The 23273-nt window shown below is 67.8% G+C and carries 23 protein-coding genes and 1 pseudogene; 19 read left to right on the top strand and 5 right to left on the bottom strand.

Annotated elements, in window-relative coordinates:
- Positions 1-2: 2 nt before the first annotated feature.
- The 7 genes from JZ792_RS15335 (at position 3) to JZ792_RS15305 (ending at position 6868) form a co-directional block, all read left to right on the top strand.
- Positions 3-434 carry a roadblock/LC7 domain-containing protein gene (locus JZ792_RS15335; RefSeq protein WP_109529904.1) on the top strand — a complete coding sequence of 144 codons (432 nt, stop codon included), beginning with the start codon at positions 3-5 and terminating at the stop codon, positions 432-434.
- Entirely contained in the window at positions 431-859 is a 429-nt protein-coding gene (locus tag JZ792_RS15330) for a DUF742 domain-containing protein (RefSeq protein WP_216911142.1), read from the top strand. The genes JZ792_RS15335 and JZ792_RS15330 overlap by 4 nt, the downstream gene beginning before the upstream one ends.
- A gap of 43 nt (positions 860-902) precedes the next feature.
- On the top strand, positions 903-1478 hold the full coding sequence (locus tag JZ792_RS15325; protein ID WP_216911141.1) for a GTP-binding protein: 576 nt from the start codon (positions 903-905) through the stop codon (positions 1476-1478).
- Positions 1479-1513: 35 nt separating this feature from the next.
- Positions 1514-2071, top strand: coding sequence for a sugar O-acetyltransferase (locus JZ792_RS15320; RefSeq protein WP_216911140.1), 558 nt, complete (start codon positions 1514-1516; stop codon positions 2069-2071).
- 118 nt (positions 2072-2189) lie between these two features.
- The gene (locus JZ792_RS15315; protein ID WP_109529908.1) at positions 2190-2609 is read left to right on the top strand and encodes a VOC family protein; all 420 of its coding nucleotides are present in this window, start codon (positions 2190-2192) and stop codon (positions 2607-2609) included.
- An 87-nt stretch (positions 2610-2696) separates the two neighbouring features.
- Entirely contained in the window at positions 2697-5516 is a 2820-nt protein-coding gene (gene ppc, locus JZ792_RS15310; protein ID WP_216911139.1) for a phosphoenolpyruvate carboxylase, read from the top strand.
- Positions 5517-5560: 44 nt separating this feature from the next.
- Positions 5561-6868 (top strand): type III PLP-dependent enzyme domain-containing protein, encoded by a 1308-nt coding sequence (locus tag JZ792_RS15305; protein WP_216911138.1) that lies wholly within the window; start codon positions 5561-5563, stop codon positions 6866-6868.
- Between the two features lie 30 nt (positions 6869-6898).
- Here JZ792_RS15305 and JZ792_RS15300 read toward each other — a convergent pair whose 3' ends face one another.
- On the bottom strand, positions 6899-7447 hold the full coding sequence (locus tag JZ792_RS15300; RefSeq protein WP_216911137.1) for a TetR/AcrR family transcriptional regulator: 549 nt from the start codon (positions 7445-7447) through the stop codon (positions 6899-6901).
- Positions 7448-7560: 113 nt separating this feature from the next.
- Here JZ792_RS15300 and JZ792_RS15295 point away from each other — a divergent pair, with 113 nt between their 5' ends.
- Positions 7561-8661 (top strand): FAD-dependent oxidoreductase, encoded by a 1101-nt coding sequence (locus JZ792_RS15295; RefSeq protein ID WP_216911136.1) that lies wholly within the window; start codon positions 7561-7563, stop codon positions 8659-8661.
- Here the strand turns inward: JZ792_RS15295 and JZ792_RS15290 are convergent, their stop codons facing one another.
- A complete protein-coding gene (locus tag JZ792_RS15290; RefSeq protein WP_216911135.1) occupies positions 8662-9627 on the bottom strand; it encodes a helix-turn-helix transcriptional regulator in 966 nt (321 codons plus the stop codon).
- Between the two features lie 62 nt (positions 9628-9689).
- Here JZ792_RS15290 and JZ792_RS15285 point away from each other — a divergent pair, with 62 nt between their 5' ends.
- Positions 9690-10865, top strand: coding sequence for an epoxide hydrolase family protein (locus JZ792_RS15285; protein WP_216911134.1), 1176 nt, complete (start codon positions 9690-9692; stop codon positions 10863-10865).
- A 37-nt stretch (positions 10866-10902) separates the two neighbouring features.
- Here the strand turns inward: JZ792_RS15285 and JZ792_RS15280 are convergent, their stop codons facing one another.
- Positions 10903-11883, bottom strand: a complete 981-nt coding sequence (locus tag JZ792_RS15280) for a helix-turn-helix transcriptional regulator (RefSeq protein WP_216911133.1) — start codon at positions 11881-11883, stop codon at positions 10903-10905.
- Between the two features lie 62 nt (positions 11884-11945).
- On the opposite strand from JZ792_RS15280, the gene JZ792_RS15275 reads away from it, so the two are divergent.
- Positions 11946-12434: a pyridoxamine 5'-phosphate oxidase family protein gene (locus JZ792_RS15275; RefSeq protein ID WP_216911132.1), complete on the top strand. Its 489-nt coding sequence runs from the start codon at positions 11946-11948 to the stop codon at positions 12432-12434.
- A gap of 42 nt (positions 12435-12476) precedes the next feature.
- Here JZ792_RS15275 and JZ792_RS15270 read toward each other — a convergent pair whose 3' ends face one another.
- Positions 12477-13646 carry an alpha/beta hydrolase gene (locus tag JZ792_RS15270; RefSeq protein ID WP_216911131.1) on the bottom strand — a complete coding sequence of 390 codons (1170 nt, stop codon included), beginning with the start codon at positions 13644-13646 and terminating at the stop codon, positions 12477-12479.
- 96 nt (positions 13647-13742) lie between these two features.
- Positions 13743-14516, bottom strand: a pseudogene (locus JZ792_RS15265) (isocitrate lyase/PEP mutase family protein).
- Between the two features lie 113 nt (positions 14517-14629).
- Between JZ792_RS15265 and JZ792_RS15260 the strand changes: the two are divergent.
- The 9 genes from JZ792_RS15260 (at position 14630) to JZ792_RS15220 (ending at position 23025) form a co-directional block, all read left to right on the top strand.
- Complete coding sequence (locus JZ792_RS15260) at positions 14630-15862, top strand: cation:proton antiporter (RefSeq protein ID WP_216911130.1); 1233 nt, start codon at positions 14630-14632, stop codon at positions 15860-15862.
- 31 nt (positions 15863-15893) lie between these two features.
- Complete coding sequence (gene argC / locus JZ792_RS15255; RefSeq protein WP_216911129.1) at positions 15894-16952, top strand: N-acetyl-gamma-glutamyl-phosphate reductase; 1059 nt, start codon at positions 15894-15896, stop codon at positions 16950-16952.
- Positions 16949-18160 carry a bifunctional glutamate N-acetyltransferase/amino-acid acetyltransferase ArgJ gene (gene argJ, locus JZ792_RS15250; protein ID WP_216911128.1) on the top strand — a complete coding sequence of 404 codons (1212 nt, stop codon included), beginning with the start codon at positions 16949-16951 and terminating at the stop codon, positions 18158-18160. The genes argC and argJ overlap by 4 nt, the downstream gene beginning before the upstream one ends.
- Positions 18157-19065, top strand: a complete 909-nt coding sequence (gene argB, locus JZ792_RS15245) for an acetylglutamate kinase (protein WP_216911127.1) — start codon at positions 18157-18159, stop codon at positions 19063-19065. Before argJ ends, argB begins: the two co-directional genes overlap by 4 nt.
- A gap of 85 nt (positions 19066-19150) precedes the next feature.
- On the top strand, positions 19151-20365 hold the full coding sequence (locus tag JZ792_RS15240) for an acetylornithine transaminase (protein WP_216911126.1): 1215 nt from the start codon (positions 19151-19153) through the stop codon (positions 20363-20365).
- On the top strand, positions 20362-21318 hold the full coding sequence (argF, locus tag JZ792_RS15235; RefSeq protein ID WP_216911125.1) for an ornithine carbamoyltransferase: 957 nt from the start codon (positions 20362-20364) through the stop codon (positions 21316-21318). Before JZ792_RS15240 ends, argF begins: the two co-directional genes overlap by 4 nt.
- A gap of 255 nt (positions 21319-21573) precedes the next feature.
- Entirely contained in the window at positions 21574-22092 is a 519-nt protein-coding gene (locus JZ792_RS15230; protein ID WP_216911124.1) for an arginine repressor, read from the top strand.
- 259 nt (positions 22093-22351) lie between these two features.
- On the top strand, positions 22352-22594 hold the full coding sequence (locus JZ792_RS15225) for a ribbon-helix-helix protein, CopG family (protein WP_216911123.1): 243 nt from the start codon (positions 22352-22354) through the stop codon (positions 22592-22594).
- Positions 22591-23025 (top strand): type II toxin-antitoxin system VapC family toxin, encoded by a 435-nt coding sequence (locus tag JZ792_RS15220; protein ID WP_216911122.1) that lies wholly within the window; start codon positions 22591-22593, stop codon positions 23023-23025. Before JZ792_RS15225 ends, JZ792_RS15220 begins: the two co-directional genes overlap by 4 nt.
- Positions 23026-23273 lie beyond the last annotated feature (248 nt).

Here is a 23273-nt window from a genome sequence, read left to right as displayed (position 1 = left end):
TTGTGACCACACATCTGCAGACCGCGACGGACCCGCACGCCTTCAACTGGCTGTTGGCGAATTTCGTCCGCAATACCGACGGTGTGCGCGATACCGTCGCCGTGTCCTCCGACGGACTCCTGATCGCCATGTCGGACGGGCTGGACCGGGCGGGGGCCGATCGACTCGCCGCGATGGTGTCCGGCTTGGCCGGGCTCGCCAGAAGCGCTTCGCGCAGTTACGAGTTCGACGGACTGAAGCTGATCATGATCGAGATGAAACGCGGTTTCCTGTTGGTCTCGGCGCTCGGTGACGGCAGCTGCCTCGGGGTCATCGCCGACGGCGGATGCGATGTCGGCCTGGTCGGATACGAGATGGCGGTACTGGCGGACCGGGCCGGTGCGCTTCTCGAACCCGCGCTGATCACCGAATTACGAGAGAAGTTGCGCAGATGAGAGATTCCGACCGGCCGAGGCCGCCGGAGCATCGGACGAATCCCGCGACACGGCCCTCGGGGTGGTTCGGGCAGGACGAGCCGAATCCGGGCTCACCGGAGGTCTACGAGCCGGTCGTCCGGCCCTTCATGGTGACCGAGGGCCGGACCACGCCGCTGGTGGACGGACTGCGTATCGAGACCCTCGTACAGGCGTCGCGCGCCGCGCTGTCGGCACCGCTGCGTTTCGAACAGCGCACTGTCGTAATACTCTGTCAGGCACCGCATTCCATTGCCGAGATCGCGACGGTCCTGCGGGTGCCGGTCGGCGTCGCCACGGTCGTCGTCAGTGACCTGGCGAGCCGAGGGTACGTTACGGTTCGCCAGGAACCAGAACTTTCCACCGCTGCCATCGAGAGGATCAGAGACCTTGTACGGGCACTCTGAAAATCGGCCGCCCACCGCCGGGGAGCCGTCGGACGAGGGCCCCATGCCCTCGTCCGTGAAAATCGTCGTCAGCGGCGGATTCGGCGTCGGAAAGACCACTTTCATCGGCGCCATCTCCGAGATCGAACCCCTCGTCACCGAGGCCGCGATGACCGATATGGCGCTCGGTGTCGACGACCCGGGTCACCGCACCGAGAAGACCACGACCACCGTCGCGCTCGATTTCGGGCGCATCACGCTGGACAGTTCGCTGATCCTGTACCTGTTCGGCACCCCCGGCCAGGATCGTTTCGTCTTCCTCTGGGACGACCTGATCGACGGCGCGCTCGGCGCGGTGATCGTGCTCGACACCAGCCGGGTCGAGGACTGCTATCCGGTGCTCGACTACTTCGAGGAGCACAAGACCCCGTTCGTGGTCGCGGTCAACCGCTTCGAGAACGGCGAGCAGTTCGAACTGGACGAGGTGCGTGAGGCGCTCGGCCTGGAAGACCGGATTCCGCTGCTGGAATGCGATGCCAGACATCGCGATTCGGTGCGGAACGTGCTGGTGGCACTGCTCGAGCTGGTCCTGTCGAACCGGAACGCGGACCGCCGCATCGGGGTCAATTCGGCGGGTTGACCGGTTCGCCGGTCCCGCACCGCTAGCCTGGCCGAATGGGCGAGCAGAAGGAACGGATGCTGCGCGGCGAGCTCTACCGCGACAGTGATCCGGAACTGGTGGCCGACCGTCGCCGGGCCCAGCGGCTCTGCGACGCGTTCAACAGGACCGAGGCCGAGCAGGAGCAGCGGCGTGGCGAACTGCTGCGCGAGTTGTTCGGCGCGTTCGGCGCGGGCTCCTGGATCATGCCCCGATTCCAGTGCGACTACGGTTTCCTCATCGAGATCGGCGCGAACAGTTTCCTGAACTACGACGCGATCCTGTTGGATTGTGCGCCGATCGTTATCGGCGACGACGTGTCGATCGGCCCGCGCTGCCAGTTGCTGATCGCGCTGCATCCGATGAACGATCACGAGATGCGCAGGCAGCGTTGGGAATCCGCGGCGCCCATCCGAATCGGTGACAATGTGTGGTTCGGTGGCGGGGTGATCGTCTGTCCCGGCGTCACCGTGGGTGAGGACACCGTCGTCGGCGCGGGCAGCGTGGTCACCCGCGATCTGCCCGACCGGGTCTTCGCCGCGGGGAATCCGGCACGGGTCATCAGGTCGCTGTAGTCCCGCCCCGGGCGATGGTGAGGATCACGCGGAAAATTTCTTCGCGGCGACCGATGAGCTTCGTGCGCGACCTCCGTCCTCAGTACTGTCCCGCTCGACATCGAGGAAAGAGAATCCCATGAGCAACGGAAAAGATTTCGTCCTGACCCACGTCTCCCTGCTGGTCGGCGACCAGCAGCAGGCCCTGGAGTTCTACCGTGACGTCATCGGCCTCGAGGTACGCCAGGACATGGCGTTCGGCGGCGGCCGCTGGCTGACGGTCGGCCCGGTGGCCCAGCCCGGTATCGAATTCATCCTGGAGAATCCCGAGATGGTTCCGGTGCCGGAGATGGCCGAGGCCTCCCGCGCCCGGCTCGCCTCGGGTGCGCAGAGCACGCTGATCTTCACCACCGAGGATGTGGACGCGGTGTTCGCCCGACTGCGTGACGCCGGTGTCGCGGTGGGGCAGGAGCCGCTGACCCAGCCGTACGGGGTACGCGACTGCGGCTTCCGCGATCCCTGGGGTAATCACCTGCGGTTCTCCCAGGTTCTGGGCTGAGTTTCCGCGCCGAGACGCTCTGCGGGCGACTGTGATCTGTGCGCTCCAGGGCGCTCGCTCGAGCCTTTTCGGCAGTAGGGTCGGAGGATGACCGAATCGCGGATCGAGACCGAACAGGACGCCATCCGGCCGCTGCGCGACGACATCCGATTCCTCGGTGGCGTGCTCGGTGACACCATTCGTGACCACGAGGGCCCCGAGGTCTTCGACCTGATCGAACGCGTGCGCATCGAGGCGTTCCGGGTTCGGCGCGAAGAGGTCGGGCGCAGCGCGGTGGCGCAGATACTCGAAGGCGTCGATATCGCGGTGGCGTTACCGCTGATCAGGGCTTTCAGCTATTTCGTGCTGTTGGCGAACCTGGCCGAGGATATCCAGCGCGACCGTCGGCGGGCCGCCCACGAAGCGGCCGGTGAGCCGCCGCAGAGCTCCTCGCTCGCGGCGACCTATCGGAAACTGGACGCCGCCGCGCTCGACGGCGCGGCGGTGGCCGACCTGCTCGCCGACGCGCTGGTGTCGCCGGTGATCACCGCCCATCCCACCGAGACCAGACGGCGCACGGTATTCGACGTGCAGACCGCCATCACCGAACTGATGCGCCGCAGGCAGCGGTACACCGAGACCGAACGCGAACGCGCCACCTCCGAATCGCAGATCCGCAGGCAGGTGCTCGCACTGTGGCGCACGGCGTTGATCCGGTTGCAGCGGTTGCGCATTCAGGACGAGATCGCGGTCGGGCTGCGCTATTACGAACTGACGCTGTTCGACGTGATCCCGGCGATCAACGCGGAAGTGCGCGCGGCGCTGCGGTCCCGATGGCCCGGTGTGGAACTGTTGCCGCGGCCGATCCTGCGGCCCGGTTCGTGGATCGGCGGCGATCGTGACGGCAATCCGTACGTGACGGCCGAGGTGGTGCGTCAGGCCGCCGGGCAGGCGGCGGGCGTCGCGTTCGGCCGCTACCTGGGGGAACTGGAGGGGTTGGAGAAGACGCTGTCGCAGTCGTCGCGGCTGGTACGGGTCAGTTCCCGCGTCGCCGAACTGGCGGCCGCGGGCTACCCGGACCCGGCCACCCACGCCGACGAACCGTATCGCCGTGCGCTGCACGCGATTCGGGTCAGGCTGTCCGCGACGGCTGCGCGCGCCCTCGGCGCCATCGCCGTCGACCACGCGGCCTGGGTGTCGCTGGACACGCTGCCCGGTGCGGTGACCGGTCCGCAGACCGACGCCGCCGCGGTGTATCCGACTCCGCAGTCGATACTCGACGATCTCGACGCGATCGACGCCTCCATGCGCGCGGGCGGCGACGGCCTGCTGGCCGACGATCGGCTGGCCGCGCTGCGGCACGCGGTCGAGACCTTCGGTTTCCACCTCCAGGGTCTGGACATGCGGCAGAACTCGGAGGTACACGAACAGGTCGTCGCCGAATTGCTGGCCTGGGCCGGGGTGCACCAGGACTATCCGAGCCTGTCCGAACACGAACGCGTGGAACTGCTTTCGGCCGAGTTGCGCACCCGCCGACCGCTGCTCGGTCCGCACGCCCGGCTCGGCGAACTCGCCGCCAAGGAACTCGGCATCGTCCGCGCGGCCCGCGATGTCGTCGACACACTCGGCCCCGAGGCGGTGCCGAACTACATCATCAGCATGTGCACCTCGGTCAGCGACATGCTGGAGGCGGCGCTGCTGCTCAAGGAGGGCGGCCTGCTCGATCCGGGGGAACCGGACGGCCCGCCGATCTGCGCGGTCGGGATCGTGCCGCTGTTCGAGACCATCGAAGATCTGGGCGCGGGCGCGGCGACATTGGCCGCCGCGCTCGAAGTGCCGGTCTATCGAGACCTGGTGGCGGCCGCCGATATGCGCCAAGAGGTCATGCTCGGGTATTCCGATTCCAACAAGGACGGCGGATATCTGGCGGCGAACTGGGCGCTCTACCGCGCCGAACTGGATCTGGTCGAGGTGGTGCGCAAGACCGGGATCCGATTGCGGCTGTTCCACGGTCGCGGTGGCACCGTGGGGCGTGGCGGCGGGCGCAGTTACGACGCGATCCTGGCCCAGCCCGCCGGTGCGGTGCGCGGATCGCTGCGCCTGACCGAACAGGGTGAGGTCATCGCGGCGAAGTACGCGGAACCCGGTGCGGCGCACCGTAATCTGGAGTCGTTGATCGCCGGGACGCTGGAGTCGACACTGCTCGACGTCGAAGGTCTCGGATCCGAAGCCGAACCTTCCTACGAGTTGATGGACGAGCTGGCCGCCCGTGCGCGCGCGGCCTATGCCCGGCTGGTGCACGAGACCCCGGGATTCGTCGAGTATTTCCGGCAGTCCACGCCGGTGGCCGAGGTCGGCGACCTCAATATCGGAAGTCGGCCCGCCTCCCGTAAACCCACCAGTTCGGTCTCGGATCTGCGCGCCATCCCGTGGGTGATGTCGTGGAGTCAGGCCAGGGTCATGCTGCCCGGTTGGTACGGGACCGGGACCGCGCTCGAGGAATGGATCGGCGGTGACGACGCCCGGTTGGCGACGCTGTCGGACCTGTACCGGCGCTGGCCCTTCTTCCGGACGGTCCTGTCCAATCTGGCCCAGGTGATGGCCAAGAGCGATCTCGACATCGCGGCCCGCTACGCCGAACTCGTCGAGAACGAGACGTTGCGCGACACCATCTTCGGCATGATCCGCGACGAGCACGCCCGCACCATCCGTATGCACGCCGCCATCACCGGCAATGATCATCTGCTCGCGGACAACCCGTCGCTGGCCGAGTCGATCCACAACCGTTTCCCCTACCTGGAGCCGCTGAACCAGATGCAGGTGGAACTGTTGCGGCGGCTGCGCGGTGGCGAGGATTCCGAACTGGTCAAACGCGGCATCCTGCTGACCATGAACGGGCTGGCGACCGCGCTGCGGAACTCGGGATAGGACACCGGGGACTCGGGTAAGGACACCGGTTCGGGAAGGACACCGTGGCGATCGACGAGAAAGCCGTAGGGACACTCGCGGACCGGATCCTCGGACCCGAACACAAGAGTCTGCCGCCGGCCGCGTGGGGTCGAACGGTGCGCGATTTCCTCGCGACCGCACCGCATCTCGACGATTTCCAGACACCACTGCTGACACTGGATCGCTCGACACTCGACGCCAACAGCGCGGTGATGGGCGCGTGGGCCGCCGACGCCGGGGTGCGTCTGGCTCCGCACGGGAAGACCACGATGGCGCCGAAACTGTGGGCCGAGCAGTTGGCCGCGGGATGCTGGGGGATCACCCTGGCCACCGGGTGGCAGGCCCAGCTCGCCCGATCGTTCGGTGTCGGCCGGATAGTGCTCGCCAACGCGCTGGTCGACCCGGTCGGATTGGCCTGGGCCGCAGCGGAATCCGAGCGCGATCCGGATTTCGACTTCGTCTGCTGGGTCGACGGCGTCGAGACCGTCGAACTGATGGACCGGCACCTGCGCGCGACATCCGGAGCCGCGCGACTGCGGGTGCTGGTCGAACTGGGCGGTCCGCACGGCCGGACGGGCGTGCGCCGGGTCGAGGACGCGCACGCCGTCGCCGAGGCGGTGCTGCGTTCCGAACGGCTGGTCCTGGCCGGGGTCGGCGGCTACGAGGCGGCGCTCGCGGACGATCGCGGGCCGGAATCGCTGGCCGCGGTCCGGTACTACCTGAACGAATTGGCCCGTCTGCACCGCGAATTGGCCGACCGGGGGCGGTATTCCGGTGCGACGATCGTCACCGCGGGCGGCAGCGCCTATCAGGACCTGGTGGTCGAACACCTCGCCGGACTCGCCGACGAACAGGGCGTCCGGGGTGTCGCGACCACCGTCGTCTTGCGCTGCGGCGCGTACCTCGTCCACGACGACGGTTTCTACGCCGACCTCTCGCCCATGACGCCCGCCCGGTCCGAGCATCCGCTGCGGTCGGCGATGCACGCGTGGGCTCGGACGGTGTCACGTCCGGAACCGGAACTGGCGCTCCTCGACGCGGGTAAGCGCGACGTCCCCTACGACAAGGGTTTACCGGTCCCGCAATATGCTGTGGTGCAGGGGGTTTCGGTTCCGCTCGGTGTCGACGCCGTCGTCAGCGCCCTCAACGATCAACACGCTTTCCTGCGCCTGCCCGGTGCGTCCGCGTCCGATCTGCCGGTCGGATCCGTCGTCCGGCTCGGCCTGTCCCATCCGTGTACGGCGTTCGACAAATGGCGGCTGATCCCGGTCGTCGACGACGCTTCGTCCGCGCGTCCCCGCGTGGTCGACCTGGTGGAGACCTTCTTCTGACTCGTCGGCGGGCATCCGGTCTCGACAGCCTCATGACAGGAGAGCTCGGACCGTCCTGTCCAGATTCGGCGCGGGATCGAAATCAGTGGCGGGACCGAGCAATTGGTGCAGGATGACCCCGTCGAGGTAGTCGACCAAGATCTTCGCGATCGAGGGGTGCGCGCCGAACGGCTCGAGCATGGTCGCGGCCCAGGTGATCAGCCGTTCGTGTCCGCGCCGCACCGACTCCAGCAGGGCGGGGGAGGCCTGCGCCTCCGTGAACAGGGTGTAGCGGGCGAGGGTCCTGGTGCGGTCGGCGCCGACGGCGTGTCGGGCGAACAGGGTCATGCCGTCCACGAGTTGGCCGACGGTGGTCGGATCGGGCAGTCGGCTCAGGATCGCCCAATCGAGGTGGTCGCGTTCCTCCATCCGCTCGGCCACCCCGCTCAGCAGCGCCTCCCTGGTGCGGAAATAGTTCGACGTCGACCCCGGCGGCATGGCGGCGGCCTCGTCGACCGCGCGATGGGTGAGCGCGCGCAGGCCTCGGGTACCGAGTAGTTCGATCGCCCCGTCGAGAACGAGTTCACGTTTCGTAGGCACGGATGAACACTATGCCAGTAGTTCAAGCACTACACCTGTTGTGGAAAAACTACATATGTAGTAATTTGGTCCGTGTCGACCCGCTCGGTCGGCCTGCGCACGGAGGAGGGCACATGTCCGAGGCGGTCATAGTCGGTGGCGGTATCGGTGGTCTCGCCACGGCTGTCGCGCTGTCCCGGCGCGGCTGGGAGGTCGAAGTGCTCGAGCGCGCACCGCGTATCGAAGCGGTCGGCGCCGGACTGTCGCTGTGGCCCAACGCCCTTCGCGCGCTCGATGCCATCGGTGTCGGCGCCGAGGTGCGGTCGCGTGCCAGGGAAGAGGGTTCGGCGGGAATCAGGGACGAGCGAGGCAGACTGTTGTCGCGCACCGATATCGCGGCGATCCGGGATCGCTACGGGCTCCCGATCATGCTGCACCGCGCCGATCTGCTGGAGATCCTGCGCGCAGCCGTCCCGGATTCGGCTGTGCGGACCGGGATCTCGGTGACGGGTGTGGACGCGGACGGTGCGGTGACACATTCCGAGGGCGAGTCGGACGGGGATCTGATCGTCGGCGCCGACGGAATCCACAGCGTCGTCCGGCGCGCGGTCTGCGGTGACATCACGCCCGTCTACGCCGGGTACACCGCATGGCGGATGGTGGTCGCGCCGAGCGAGCCGATCCGTGACCTCGGCGAAAGCTGGGGCCGGGGCGAACGTTTCGGTCTCGCCGCGCTCCCCGACGGCCGCGTCTACTGTTTCGCCACCGCGAACCTGCCCGCCGGAACCGAATCCGGTGGACTCGCCGAACTCCGCCGCCGCTTCGGCGACTGGCACGCGCCGATCCCCGCGCTCCTCGCCGCCGCCGATCCGGAGACGGTCCTGAAACACGACATCTACGAACTGCCGCCCCTGCCGACCTATGTGCGCGGGACCGTCGCCCTGCTCGGCGACGCCGCCCACGCCATGACCCCGAACCTCGGCCAAGGCGCCTGTCAGGCGCTGGAAGACGCGGTGATCCTCGCGCGCGTCGCCGACGAGGGAGGCGACCTCACCCGCTACGACCGGGAACGCCGCCCGCGCAGCCGGATGATCGCGGCGCGCTCGCGGCGCATCGGCACCGTCGCCCAACTGTCCTCGCGGCCGGTGGTGGCGCTGCGCAATGCCGCGATGCGGCTCGTCCCGCCGTCGGTGCAGGTCAGGGCACTCGCGACGGTACTCGACTGGACCCCTTGACTACCGGGGAAATCCCTCGATGGCACGACGACAGCGGACGGACTGGGCCTCGAGCGCGCTCACGAGTTCCGGTGGACCGCTGACCAGCGTGAAGTCGAGATCCACCGAGGAGATCACCCACACGAGCGCTTCCGGTGTCTCCGCGCCGACGTGCAGGTGGCAGGTGTTGTCGTCGACGGCTTCGACCACGCCCATACCCGGCCAGACCCGCGCGGTTGCGGTCTCGGCGGACGCGTGCAGCAGCACGGTGGCCTGCTGCGGCCAGGCGCGCTGGGACAGACGGCGCGAAAGATGGGTGGCGACATCGCCTTCCGGCAGTTCGCGTGGCGTGAACCGTGGACCGGTGGGAACGCGCGGTGTCATGCGGTCCACCCGGAAGGTGCGCCAATCGCCGCGGTCGACATCCCAGGCGACCAGATACCAGCGTCTGCTGAAATGTACGAGGCTGTGCGGCTCGGTCTTACGGATCGAACCCGCCCCGCCGTGGGAGGAGTAGTCGAAACGCAGCTGCTCACGTCGTTGACACGCCTCGGCGATGGCCATCAGCGTGTCCGGATCCACCCGCGCCGCCGGGGCGCCGACCCGGACGGTCGCGGCGCGCAGCGTGGCGACCCGATGCCGAAGTCGCGGCGGCAGTACCTGTTCCAGCTTCGACAGGGCGCGCAACGCCGATTCCTCGATCCCGCCGACACTGCCGTCCGCGGCGCTGCGCAGACTCACCGTGACGGCCACCGCCTCCTCGTCGTCGAGCAGCAAGGGCGGCAGCGCCGCGCCCGCGCCGAGCCGGTATCCCGAGGTGCCCCGGGTCGCGTGCACGGGATAGCCGAGATCGCGCAACCGTTCCACATCGCGCCGAATCGTGCGGCCGGTGACGTCGAGTCGTTCCGCCAGTTCCGCACCGGCCCACTCGCGGTGCGTCTGCAACAGCGCGAGCAGTTTCAGCAGTCGCGCGGAGGTTTCGAGCATGAATCCAGTATGGCGCGAGGTTAGGAACAAAACTGTCCTAAGGACCTCCTAGCGTGGATTTCATGAGCAACGACATTAGGCCCTTCCGCATCGAGATTCCGCAGGCACGCATCGATGAACTGCACACCCGGCTCGCCGAGACGTTGTGGCCCGACGAACTGCCCGGCGTCGGGTGGGACAAGGGCATGCCCGTCTCGTACCTGAAGCCGCTGGCCGACTACTGGCGGACCGGATTCGATTGGCGCGCCATGGAAGCGCGACTGAACGAACTGCCGCATTTCCGCACCGATATCGACGGACAGCCGGTCCACTTCCTGCATGTGCGCTCACCCGAACCCGACGCCGTGCCGCTGGTCCTCAATCACGGATGGCCCGCGTCGTTCATCGAATTCCTGGAGGTCATCGGGCCGCTCAGCGATCCGCGCGCCCACGGTGGCGATCCGCGCGATGCCTTCCACCTGGTGATCCCCTCGCTGCCGGGTTTCGCGTTCTCGGGGGTGGCACCGCAGGTCGGCGCGGGCGGGACCGAGCGCTACGCGCAGGTCGTCGCACGTCTGATGGCCCGGCTCGGCTACGACCGCTACGGCGCCCAGGGCGGGGACGCGGGTTTCTTCACCGCCACCGAACTCGGCCGCATCGCGCCGGAACATCTCATCGGCATCCACGTCAACGGCCCGATCACCCTGCCGTCCTGGGACGGCGAGGACCGCACCGAACAAGATTGGGGGACGGGCGAATCCGAATACAGCCCGGAGGATCAGGCGAAACTGTCGAAGCTGACCGGTCCGGACAGTTTCACCAGATACGGCTACGCGATGGTGCAGGCGGGTCGCCCGCAGACATTGGCGATCGGCATGCACGATTCACCGGCGGGACTGCTGTCCTGGCTGGTCGACATGTTCCAGCGCTGGACGAATCCTGCGATCGAACTGCCCGAGGACGCCGTGGATCGTGACGCGTTGCTCGCCAATGTCAGCCTGTACTGGTTCACCGGGACTTTCGCCTCCTCGATCCGGCTCTACAGTGAATCCGAGGCATGGGGAGCGGCGTCGAAGAGTTCGGGCGTGCCCACCGCGGCCGCGATCTTTCCCGGTGATCTGTCCATTCGGAAGATCGCCGAGGAGCAGCACGAGATCGTGCGCTGGACCGAATACGACCGAGGTGGTCATTTCGCCGCCATGGAAGCGCCCGATCTGCTGACGACCGACATCCGCGAATTCTTCCGCACTCTGCGCTGACCCGGATCGCCGCGGCACGATCGGTCGACCGATATCCTCACGCGTCGCCGACCGAGCCGTAGCGTTTCGCCATCGCCAGGGCGGTCGCCGAGATCTCCGCGCGCAACTCGGGCGGCGCGAGAATCTCGACGTGTTCGCCCAGTTGCAGAATGCCGTGCAGGAGTACGTGATACGCCTCGGACGCGAGGACGATCTCGACCCAGCCCTCGGCGTCGGGTTCCGACATCGACTCGTAGGCCTCGGTGACGGCGGCCGGTTCGAAGGTCAGGGCGAGCATGCGCAGATGCGCGGGATCGATGCGGCACCGGGCCCGCACCCGCAACATCGACCGCGCGAAATCCTCCTGGGCCCGCGCCCAATGCGCCGACAGCTCGAAATCATCGGGGCGGGTGAAGGTTTCGTCGAGAGCGTGCGCCGCCTCGATCCGCCCGACCCGATACGAACGGATATCGGCACCCTGCCGGGCCACCAGATACCAGGTGCCCGCCTTGAGTACCAGGCCCAGCGGATCCAGTCGACGCTCGACGACACGGTCGCCGCGCCGGTAGCGCACCAGGAGGCGGTGGTCGTGCCACAGCGCATCGGTGACGGTTGTCAGGGTCGGGGTCTGCTCCGGTCGGCGGAACCATCCCGGCGCGTCCACGTGCACCCGTTCGGCGATGCGGGTGGCGCGCCCGCGCAATTCCGGCGGCAGCGCGGCGAGCACCTTCAATTGCGCGGTCGCCAGCACGGTGCCCAGACCGAGGTCGGCGGCGGCATCCGGGAGTCCCGCCAGCAGGACCGCGTCGGCCTCGTCGGAGGTCAGACCGGTCAGGCGGGTGCGATAGCCGTCGACGAGCCGCACTCCGCCCGCGCGGCCCGGCTCGCTGTAGACCGGCACGCCCGCCGCCGAGAGGGCTTCGACGTCGCGATACACCGTGCGCACCGACACCTCGAGTTCGGCCGCGAGTTCGGGTGCGGTGACCTGCCCCCTGGTCTGGAGGATCAGCAGCAACTGCACAAGCCGACTCGCACGCACCCCTCGACACTATCCGGCAAACCTGACAGAAGATGACAGGTTTTCGTCGTACGGTCCTTCCTATGACCACTTGGAGCGAGTTCACCGCGCAAGCACCCGAGATCGCGAAGATCTTCACGCGTCGGCACCGGGCGACGGGCAATCTCTGCATGCTCGCCACCCTGCGCGCCGACGGCTCCCCTCGGATCAGTCCCGTCGAACCGCGCGTCTTCGAGGACATGCTCGTCATCGCCGGGATGCCGGGTACAACCAAATTCAAGGATCTGGCCCGCGACCCGCGTTTCTGCCTGCACACCGCGACCGTGGACACCATGGTCGGCGACGGCGACGCGAAACTGTTCGGCACCGTCACCGACCTGCCCGACAAGGAAGTGCACCGCCGCTTCGCCCAGGCGCTGTTCGAGGAGAACGGTTTCGATATCCGCGGGGAGGAATTCGACCACTTCTACGTCGCCGATCTGACGAGTGCGTCCACCGTCGAAATCGTGAACGACAAACTGCACATCACGATCTGGAAGCCGGGCGAGGGGGAACGCGTCGTCGAACGCTGAACCGGAGGACCTGGACGTCGAGCAGGCGCTTCCCGGTCGACGTCACGGCGCGGGGAAGTACCGGGTGAGGAAATCGTCGAAGGTGTCGCGGGAGATCTGCGTGGCCCAGTCGCCCCAGGTGACGTCGAATCCGTGGTCGGCGTAGGGGAGCGGCACGAGTGTCACGGGGACGCTCGCGGATTCGAGTTCGCTTGTCAGAGCGGCCGATTGGTCGAAGGGCACGACATGGTCGCGGGTGCCGTGCATGAGCAGGGTCGGCGGCAGACCGGGGCGGACATACGCGTGGGGCGAGGCGGCGGCGTAGCGGTCCGGATGGACGTCGGGCGCACCACCGAGATAGTCGGTGAGGGTGCGGTGGGAGTACTCGGGACTACCGGTGTCGTACCAGCCCGACGCCAGATCGGTCGGAGGATAGAATGCGGCGACAGCGGCGACGGACGTATCGCCGACCGGGCAACTCGGCGCGACGCGTTCGTCGGCGTAGGCCCCCATCAGGGCGAGATTGCCGCCCGCCGAGCCGCCCGCGAGCATGACACGGGCCGGGTCGATCCCGAATTCGTTGGCCCGCTCCTTGATTCGGCCGACCGCGCATCGGATATCTCCCGGTGCCTGCTCCCAGCGCGGCGGTGGCGCCAGTCGGTACTCGATCGCGAAAACCGCGTAACCCCGGTCGTTGAGCCATTTGTGCCATTCCGGGCCCTCACCCCGGTCGCCACCGGTGAATCCGCCGCCGTGCACCCAGATCACCGCGGCCCGTCGCCCGTCGACCAGATCCGTGGGCATCTTGACGTCCATCAGCAGGTCGGTGCCGTCGACGGACGCGTACGGAGTACTCAGTGTCTCCACCGGATCGCCGGTATTGGTGCCGCCGGTCAGGTACTTCATGATCGACAGTTGCGTGCCCTGCCTGCCCGCCTCCCGCCAGGAGGCGACGAGCGGTACGCAGGCCGCCACCGTCGCGACGACACAGACCATCCCGACCAGCATGCCCAGGATCCGCAACACGGCAGCGTTGCGTCGCTGCGCGAGGATCAGTCCGATCCCCATGCCGAGCAACCCCGCCGGAATCAGATAGAGGCCGTAATTGCTGACCGCGAACGACAGCGGTACCAATGATTCGGGAATCGTCGCCGACACGATCACGAAGGTGACCGCGCCCAACGCGACGGCGAGTACCACCCCGGCCAGGGCAATGATCCAGCGAATGACCATGGGCCCCATTAACCCACGCCGCCCCGCCTACCCCCGCCTGGCGCGCCGCCTACCGGGCCTCCGGCGCGTTGTCGTCGCGGTGGACGAGCACCGCGGTCATGGTGCGCGATGCTGCACATCGCTATAACTCGGTATCCCGCCCGCGACCGGCGCACCGTCGCGCACCGCGCGGGCGATATCCACCGTCGCGGCCAACGCCGCCCGATACAGCAGCGAACCGGTGCTCACCCGCTGCACCCCGAGCGCGGCCAGTTCGGCGACCGACGGACCCGTGGTCAGGTAGAGGACGTTCACCGGCAGTGGCACCGCGGCGACCGTCGCGGCGATCTCCTCGGGATCGCGCAGGCCCGGCACGAAGACGCCGTCGGCGCCCGCGCGGGCATAGGCGTCGGCGCGCGCGAGGGTGGAGCCCTCGTCGAGTTAAAGCCAGTGGGTGTCGACCCGCGCGTTGACGAAGATCTCCGGCGAACGGTCCTTGACCGCCGCGATCAACTCGGCCTGCTGTCCGGGGACGGCGAGACCGGCTTCGCCGCGGCCGTCTTCCAGATTCACCCCGGCGATCCCGAGTTCGGACAACCGGGCGACGTAATCGGCGACCGTCCCCGGATCCTCGCTGAAACCGCCCTCGATATCGACGGTCACCGGTACCGACAGCAGGGCCAGCCGCGCGGCGAGGGCGAGGGTCTCGTCCCGGGTGACGCCCGCCCCGTCGGCCAGCCCGGCTCCCGCCGCGACGCCGAGACTCGTGGTCCCGACGGCGGGGAATCCCTCGGCCACCAGCATCGCCGCCGAACCGAAATCCCAGGCGTTGGGCAGGACCAGCGGCGTTTGCCGATGGTGCAGCTCGTGGAAGACCTTCGCTCGGGTCATCCTTCGACGGTATCCCCGATGGGGTTCGGCGGTCAGGAGAATATCCGGCTACAACGGGGCAATCTGGTCGGTGATCGCCGGATCACCCCGTGTTCGTGTGCCAGGATTATCGGATGCGCCTGTTGGCAGCGGCAGATACGGGAGTTCCGCCGTCGGCGATCGTCTCGCTGTTCTGGATCGCGCTGGCCGCCGCACTCGCGCCCATCGGATCTCGGCTACTTCGCGGCTATGTGCCGGATGTGGTGATTCTGCTCGGCTTCGGCATCGCGCTCGGCCCGCACGCCCTGGCCTGGGCGGGCACCGACGGTGGCGTCGATCTGTTGAGCGAACTCGGGCTCGGCATGCTGTTCCTGCTCGCGGGCTACGAACTCGACCCGAAACTGCTTGGCGGAAAACCGGGGCGGACCGCGTGGGTGGTGTGGGCGGTGAGCCTCCTTCTCGCCTTCGGCCTGCTCGCGCTCGTCGCCTGGGACGCCGCGGTCACCACGCGGGTCGCGGTCGCCATCGCGATGACCTCGACCGCGCTCGGAACCCTGCTGCCGATCGTCAAACAGCAGGGTGTGCTGGAGCAGCCGCTGGGCCGGGCGGTACTCGCCCACGGCGCGGTCGGCGAACTCGCGCCGATCGTGGCGATGTCGGTGCTGTTGAGCAGTCGCAATGTGCCCGCCGCCGTTGTCGTGCTGCTGCTGTTCCTGCTCGCGGCCGCGATCATCGGGATGGTGCCGCGGCGACTGCTCGACCGGCCCGGATTCGGGCGCGCGCTGGCGCAACTCGGTGGCGGCACCTCGCAACTGCCGGTGCGTTTCGTCCTGCTGTTGCTGTTGGTGCTGATGTCGGTCGCCGAGGTCTTCGACCTGGACGTGGTGCTCGGCGCGTTCGCGGCGGGGCTGATCCTGCGCACGCTGATCGCCGCCGGACATCCGCAGGTCCACGCGTCGCTGGAAACCATCGGTTTCGGCATGCTGATCCCGATCTTCTTCGTGGTCTCCGGTATGGGGATCGATATCGGCGCGGTCACCGCGGAACCGCTGCTGTGGGTGTCGTTCGTGGTCTCCATCGCCCTGGCGAGGGGGTTGCCGGTGTGGTTGAGCGAACGTTTCGTGCCGCACGGCGCGAATCTGGAACGGCCGCGCGAACGCGCTCAACTCGCGCTCTACGCGGCCACCGGATTGCCGATCATCGTGGCCGTCACCCAGGTCGCGACCGGAGCGGGGTTGATGTCGGAGGAGATCGCCTCGACACTGGTAGCGGCGGGCGCGACGACGGTACTGCTGTTTCCCCTGATCGCGCGGCTGATCGCCGGTCGCGCCGACGAATCGGCGGCGGAGTTCGCCCCCCGTTTATGAATGAGCTTGCATGATCGTGCATAATCATTTCATGGTTGATACGTCGGACGAACCCGTCGTGCGGGTCGCCGTTGCCGGTGCCAGCGGATACGCGGGCGGCGAAGTGCTGCGCCTGCTGCTCGGTCATCCCCGATACCGCGCCGGTCGCCTGGAGATCGGCGCCGTCACGGCCGGCTCGAACGCGGGCAGCAGGCTGGGCGAGCACCAGCCGCACCTGCTGCCGCTCGCCGACCGCGTCCTCGCGCCGAGTACCGCCGAGGAACTGGCCGGGCACGATGTGGTCTTCCTCGGACTCCCGCACGGTCAGTCCGCCGCGCTGGCGAACGCCCTGCCCGAATCGACCGTGATCATCGACTGCGGCGCGGATTTCCGGCTCCGCGACGCGGCGGCGTGGACCAAGTACTACGGCACCGAACACGCGGGCAGCTGGCCCTACGGCCTGCCGGAACTGCCAGGCGGCCGCGACGCCCTGCGTGGCGCGCGCCGGATCGCGGTGCCCGGCTGCTATCCCACCGTCGCCAGCCTCGCCCTGGCCCCCGCCGTCGCGGCGGGCATCGTCGAACCGACGGTGAACGTGGTGGCCGTCAGCGGCACCTCCGGCGCGGGCCGCAAACTCGACGTCGGCCTGCTCGGTTCCGAGGTGATGGGTTCCGTGCGCGCCTACGGCATCGCGGGCGCGCACCGGCACACCCCCGAGATCGCGCAGAATCTCGGCGCGGCCGCCGGAACGGATGTCACGGTGTCGTTCACCCCGGTGCTCGCGCCCATGCCGCGCGGTATCCTCGCGACCTGCACCGCGCCGGTGCGCGTCGACGCCGACCAGGCCCGGGCCGTATACGAGAAGGCCTACGCCGACGAACCTTTCGTGCATCTGCTGCCCGAAGGGGTGCTGCCCCAGACCGGTTCGGTCCTCGGTTCCAACGCGGTCACCCTCCAGGTGGCCGTCGACGCCGACGCCGGACTGCTCGTGGTGATCGGCGCGATCGACAACCTGACCAAGGGCACCGCGGGCGCTGCGGTCCAATCCATGAACCTGGCCGTCGGATTCGACGAGGCCGAAGGACTTTCCACCGTAGGAGTGGCACCGTGACGACAGTCGAGAGCGGGAAACTGGTTCGGACCCAGGGCGTCACCGGCCCGCTCGGCTTCCGTGCCGCGGGTATCGCCGCCGGCATCAAGGCCAGCGGAAACCCGGACCTGGCACTGGTATTCAGTGAGGGCCCGGATTACGCGGCGGCGGGCGTCTTCACCCGCAACCAGGTCAAGGCCGCCCCGGTGCTGTGGTCGCAGCAGGTGCTGTCCTCGGGCCGGTTGCGCGCGGTCATCCTCAACTCCGGCGGCGCGAACGCGTGCACCGGACCGGGCGGATTCCAGGACACCCACCGCACCGCCGAGGAATTGGCGACGGCGCTGAGCAACTGGGGCACCGAGACCGGCGCGGGCGAGATCGCGGTCTGTTCGACGGGTTTGATCGGTGACCGGCTCCCGATGGACAAACTGATCCCCGCCGTCACCGAGATCGTGCACGAGATGGGCGGCGGACTGTCCGGCGGCCTGGACGCCGCCTACGCCATCATGACCACCGACACCGTGCCCAAGGAAGCGGCGTTCCACCACAACGAAAAATGGAATGTGGGCGGCATGGCCAAGGGCGCGGGCATGCTCGCCCCGTCGCTGGCCACCATGCTGGTGGTCCTGACCACCGATGCCCGCGCCACCCCCGAACAGTTGGATCAGGCGCTGCGCAACGCCACCCGGCTCACCTTCGACCGGCTCGACGTGGACGGTTCCTGTTCCACCAACGACACCGTGCTGCTACTCGCCAACGGCGCGAGCGCGGTGACGCCGTCGCAGGCCGAACTCGACGCCGCGGTACTCGCGGTCTGCGACGATCTGGCCACGCAACTGATGGCCGACGCCGAAGGGATCACCAAGCGGGTACTCGTCACCGTGACGGGTGCGCTCACCGAGGACGAGGCGCTGGTCGCCGCGCGCGCCGTCGCCCGTGACTCCCTGGTCAAGACCGCGCTTTTCGGTTCCGACCCGAACTGGGGCCGGGTGCTCGCCGCCGTCGGCATCGCGCCGATCACCCTCGATCCGAACCGGATCTCGGTGTCGTTCAACGGAAATCCGGTCTGCGTCGACGGTGTCGGCGCGCCGGGCGCGCGCGAGGTCGATCTGTCCGGCATGGATATCGAGGTGCGGATCGCACTGAATGTCGGTGACGGGGCGGCGACGATCCGCACCACCGATCTCTCGCACGGTTACGTCGAAGAGAATTCGGCCTACAGCTCATGAACGGTGCACTGCTGCGCGAACTCTCGGCGCTGGACAAGGCGCACGTGCTGGCGGGAGCACTGCCGTGGTTGCAGAAGTTCCGCGACAAGATCGTCGTCGTGAAATACGGCGGAAACGCCATGATCGACGACGAACTCAAGCGCGCGTTCGCCGCGGATATGGCCTTCCTGCGCACCGTCGGCGTGCATCCGGTCGTCGTGCACGGCGGCGGTCCGCAGATCAGCGCGATGCTGAAGAAACTCGGGCTACAGGGCGAATTCCGCGGCGGATTCCGGGTGACCACGCCCGAGGTCATGGATGTGGTGCGGATGGTGCTGTTCGGTCAGGTCGGTCGTGAACTCGTCGGGCTGATCAACGCGCACGGACCGTACGCGGTCGGCATCTCCGGCGAGGACGCGCGCCTGTTCACCGCGACCCGCCGCACCGTCGACGTGGACGGCGAACCGACCGATATCGGTCTGGTCGGCGATGTCACCCGGGTGAACCCGGACGCCGTCCTCGATCTGATCGGCGCGGGACGGATTCCGGTGGTCTCCACCATCGCCCCCGATATCGACGGCGTCGTGCACAACATCAACGCCGACACCGCCGCCGCGGCACTCGCCGAGGGGATCGGTGCGGAGAAATTGGTGATCCTCACCGACGTCGAGGGCCTCTACACCGACTGGCCGGACCGTTCCTCGCTCACCTCGAGCATCGACGCGACGGATCTCGCGACGCTGCTGCCGCGACTGGACGCGGGCATGGTGCCGAAAATGGAGGCGTGCCTGCGCGCCGTGCAGGGCGGGGTGCCGACAGCGCACGTCATCGACGGCCGCGTCCCGCATTCGGTACTACTGGAACTGTTCACCGGCGAAGGGATCGGCACCATGGTGACCCCCGCCGCCAGCAGGGCTCGATCATGAGAGAGCCCGTCACGAAGCACCCTGTCACGAACGAACCTGATACGCGCCGCGAGGTCCGGGACCGCAGCGATTACGGAGTCGACGAATGAGTACAGCAGACCTTCAGCAGCGGTGGTCGGCCGCGCTGATGAAGAACTACGGCACCCCGAAGATCGCGCTGGTGCGCGGCGCGGGAGCCGTCGTCTACGACGCCGACGGCAATCGCTACGTCGATTTCCTCGGCGGCATCGCGGTCAACAGTCTCGGCCACGGGCATCCCGCGATCCTCGAGGCGGTCACCCACCAGCTGGGCACCCTCGGTCACACCTCCAACCTCTACGCCAACGAACCGGTCATCGAACTGGCCGAGCGGCTGCTCGCGCATTTCGGCGACGGCGAATTCGGCGACGGACACGGCCGCGCGTTCTTCTGCAACTCCGGCACCGAGGCCAACGAAGCCGCCTTCAAGATGGCCAGGCTGACCGGCCGGAGCAAGATCGTCGCCGCCGAGGAGGCCTTCCACGGCCGGACCATGGGCGCGCTCGCGCTGACCGGTCAGGCGTCCAAGCGTGAACCGTTCGCGCCGATGCCGCCCGGCGTCGTGCACGTCCCCTACGGCGACGCCGCCGCGCTCGAAGCCGTCGTCGACGCCGACACCGCCGCCGTCTTCCTCGAACCGATGATGGGGGAGAGCGGCGTCGTGGTGCCGCCGCTGGACTACCTGGTCAAGGCAAGGGAGATCACCGCACGCCACGGCGCGCTGCTGATACTCGACGAGGTGCAGACCGGCATCGGCCGCACCGGCAAGTTCTACGCCCACCAGTCCTGCGGCATCGTGCCCGACGTGATCACCCTCGCCAAGGGCCTCGGCGGCGGCCTGCCGATCGGCGCGGTCCTCGCCACCGGCCCCGCGGCCGATCTGCTCACCCCCGGCCTGCACGGCACCACCTTCGGCGGTAACGCGGTCTGCGCCGCTGCCGCACTGGCGGTATTGCGCACCATCGACGAACAGGATCTGCTCTCCCACGTCGAATCGGTGGGCAAACGGCTCAGCGACGGCATCGAACTGCTCGAACACCCCCTTGTCGACCATGTGCGCGGGGCCGGGCTGCTGCTGGGAATCGTCCTCACCCAGGATATTTCGGCCGAGGTCGAGAACCGGGCGCGAGAAGCGGGCTACCTGGTGAACGCCCCGAAGCCGAACATCATCCGGCTGGCCCCACCGCTGGTGCTCACCGAGACCCAGTCCGATAATTTCGTCGCCGACCTCCCGGAAATCCTGGACGGCGCGGCCGACGATGCGAAGGGAAAACCGGCATGAGCGAGGCCACCGCGCGGCTACGGCATTTCCTGCGCGACGATGATCTGTCCCCGGCCGAACAAGCCGAAATCCTCACCCTGGCAGCCGAACTCAAGGCGTCGCCGTTCTCGCGCCGTCCGCTGGACGGCCCACGCGGCGTGGGAGTGATCTTCGAGAAGAACTCGACCCGCACCCGCTTCTCCTTCGAGATGGGGATCGCCCAACTCGGCGGGCACGCCGTCGTCGTCGACGGCCGCGACACCCAACTGGGCAGGGAGGAAACCCTCGCCGACACCGGACGGGTGCTGTCGCGCTACGTCGACGCCATCGTGTGGCGCACCTTCGAACAGGTCCGCCTCGACGAAATGGCCGAGGCCGCAACGGTTCCGATGGTCAACGCGCTGTCCAACGAATTCCACCCGTGCCAGGTGCTCGCCGATCTGCTGACCCTGAAGGAACGCATCGGCGATCTCGCCGGACGCAACCTCACCTACTTCGGCGACGGCGCCAACAACATGGCGCATTCGCTACTGCTCGGCGGCGTCACCGCGGGCCTGAACGTCACCATCGCCGCACCCTCGAATTTCGAACCGCTGCCGTGGATCCTGGACGCGGCACGCAAACGGGCCGCCGAAACCGGCGCGACCATCACCCTGACCGGCGACCCCATCGCCGCCGCCTCCGGAGCCGACGCCCTCGTCACCGACACCTGGACCTCCATGGGCCAGGAGAACGACGGCCTCGACCGCGTCGGCCCCTTCCGCCCCTTCCAACTGAACGCCGACCTGCTGGCCAAAGCAGCCCCCGACGCCGTAGTGCTGCACTGCCTTCCGGCCCACCGCGGTGAGGAGATCACCGACGACGTGCTCGACGGGCAGCACAGCGCGGTATGGGACGAAGCGGAGAACCGGCTACACGCGCAGAAGGCACTGCTGGTTTGGCTCCTGGACAAACATCGCGGAGACGCGTTGTGAGTCGACGAACGGTGCTGTGCGTACTGCGGCACCAACCGATTCCGAACGAGCCACCGACCGTGCGAGGTCACAGGTGAACGCGGTCGGCCGCCCGGAGACCCCTGCGCAGAGGCGAACTCAGCACCGCATCCGTATCGCTGATCGCCCACCGAGTACGCGCAGCCGCGCCGCTGGAAAACAGTCGTCGACGAAACGGCAGCATCTCGCCGCCGGGTCGGTGATCCTCGGCCTTGTCGGCGGGGAGGAAGTCCAATCATGACCGGGCAACCGGAGAACGGCAGGGGCGTGAAAGGCGCGGCGATCGCCCGCACCCGCGCGGGCCGCCAATCCCGCATCGTCGAACTGCTCTCGGCCCACGCCGTCCGCAGTCAGACCGAGCTCGCCGCGTTGCTCGCCGCCGAGGGGATCGAGACCACCCAGGCCACGTTGTCGCGGGATTTGGACGAACTCGGCGCGGTCAAATTGCGTGCGGCCGACGGGGGTGCGGGGGTTTATCTGGTTCCCGAGGACGGTAGCCCCGTTCGAGGGGTCACCGGTGGTACCGATCGGCTGTCCAAACTGCTCGGGGATCTGATGGTGTCCACTGATTCCAGTGGGAATATCGCGGTTCTGCGCACGCCGCCGGGGGCCGCCCATTATCTGGCGAGTGCGCTGGATCGTGCGGCGTTGCCGTTCATCGTCGGGACGATCGCGGGGGATGACACCATCGCCGTGATTGCCCGCGAACCGCTCACGGGGGCGCAGTTGGCGGCGAAGATCGAAGAACTGGCCTGAAGGGTCACCAGGCGCCCTGTCGGGCGCGGACAGGGATGTCTCGCTGGAAGTAGCTCGGTCGACGCGGCGAGGCGACGCCCCGCGCATGTGAACCTCACCCGTCCGGAGGCGGATCGAAACGGGGGGACGAGGACGTAGATCACCGGGAGCAGTCACACTATCCGGCGAGCCTGCTGGGCCGGGCGGCGCGCCGGTCCAGCGTCGCCGCGACCGCTCGGGTCAGCCCCCCGCTGTCGCTGCGGGTGGTACCATATGTGGCATGAACAAGACCACGGTCTATCTACCCGAGGACTTGGAGGCGCGACTGGAAGCCGAAGCTGCCGCAACTGGTGTGAGCAAGGCCGAGTTGATTCGTCGGGGGATCGCGTTGCTGCTCGATTCGTCCAGTCGACCGAAACGTGACACCTCGCTGCCGGTCTTTCGAAGCGGGCGCTCGCGCGATGCATCCGAGATGGACGACGAAATCTATGCCCATATCAAGCAGCGGGCGGCCCGTAGATGATCGTTGTCGCGGATACCTCGGCGCTGTTCGCGGCGTTCGACGCTGATCAGCAGGAACACGAGCGAGCACTCGGAATCATGGAGCGCGAGATGCTGTTGATCTCGCCGCTGGTACTGACCGAACTGGACCATCTCGTCCATCGGGATTTGGGCTTCTCCGCAGCCATGGGTGTCACAGATGCGTTGATGGCTCGCATGATCGAAGGCAGATACCGGCTCGCGGAACTGAAACATGTGGATCTGGATGCGGCGCAGACGGTACGAGCCAAGTACGAGGGGCTTCGCCTCGACTTGGCCGACGCTGTCGGCGTAGTGCTCGCGGACAAGTATCACACCGACAGCATCTTCACTCTCGACCAACGGGACTTCCGGGCCATCGAACCGCTGACTCCGGGTTTCCGGGCATTTCGAATCCTGCCGTCCGACATGTAGTGCAGGCTCGACTGAATCCGCTATGCCGCTTGATCAGTTGGGCGACGTAACTCGCAGTGTGGGTTTTACGCCGGGAGGATGTTGCGGGGTGAGCACCGTTGCGGGATGCACTACCTGCGTACTCGTCCCTCGGAAGTCGAGTTCGGTGTCGGTGGGGAGGAGCCAGGACGCTGCTCGCAACGGTTTGCCGTCACGGAGGTACAGGTAGTAGGCCGTCGTCGCCAGATCCTCGTCGTATGAGGAACTTT

This window comes from Nocardia noduli (assembly GCF_019038455.1).
Lineage (GTDB): Bacteria > Actinomycetota > Actinomycetes > Mycobacteriales > Mycobacteriaceae > Nocardia > Nocardia noduli.
The sequence above is the reverse complement of the archived record's forward strand: the minus strand, read 5'-3'. Positions and strand labels throughout refer to the sequence as shown.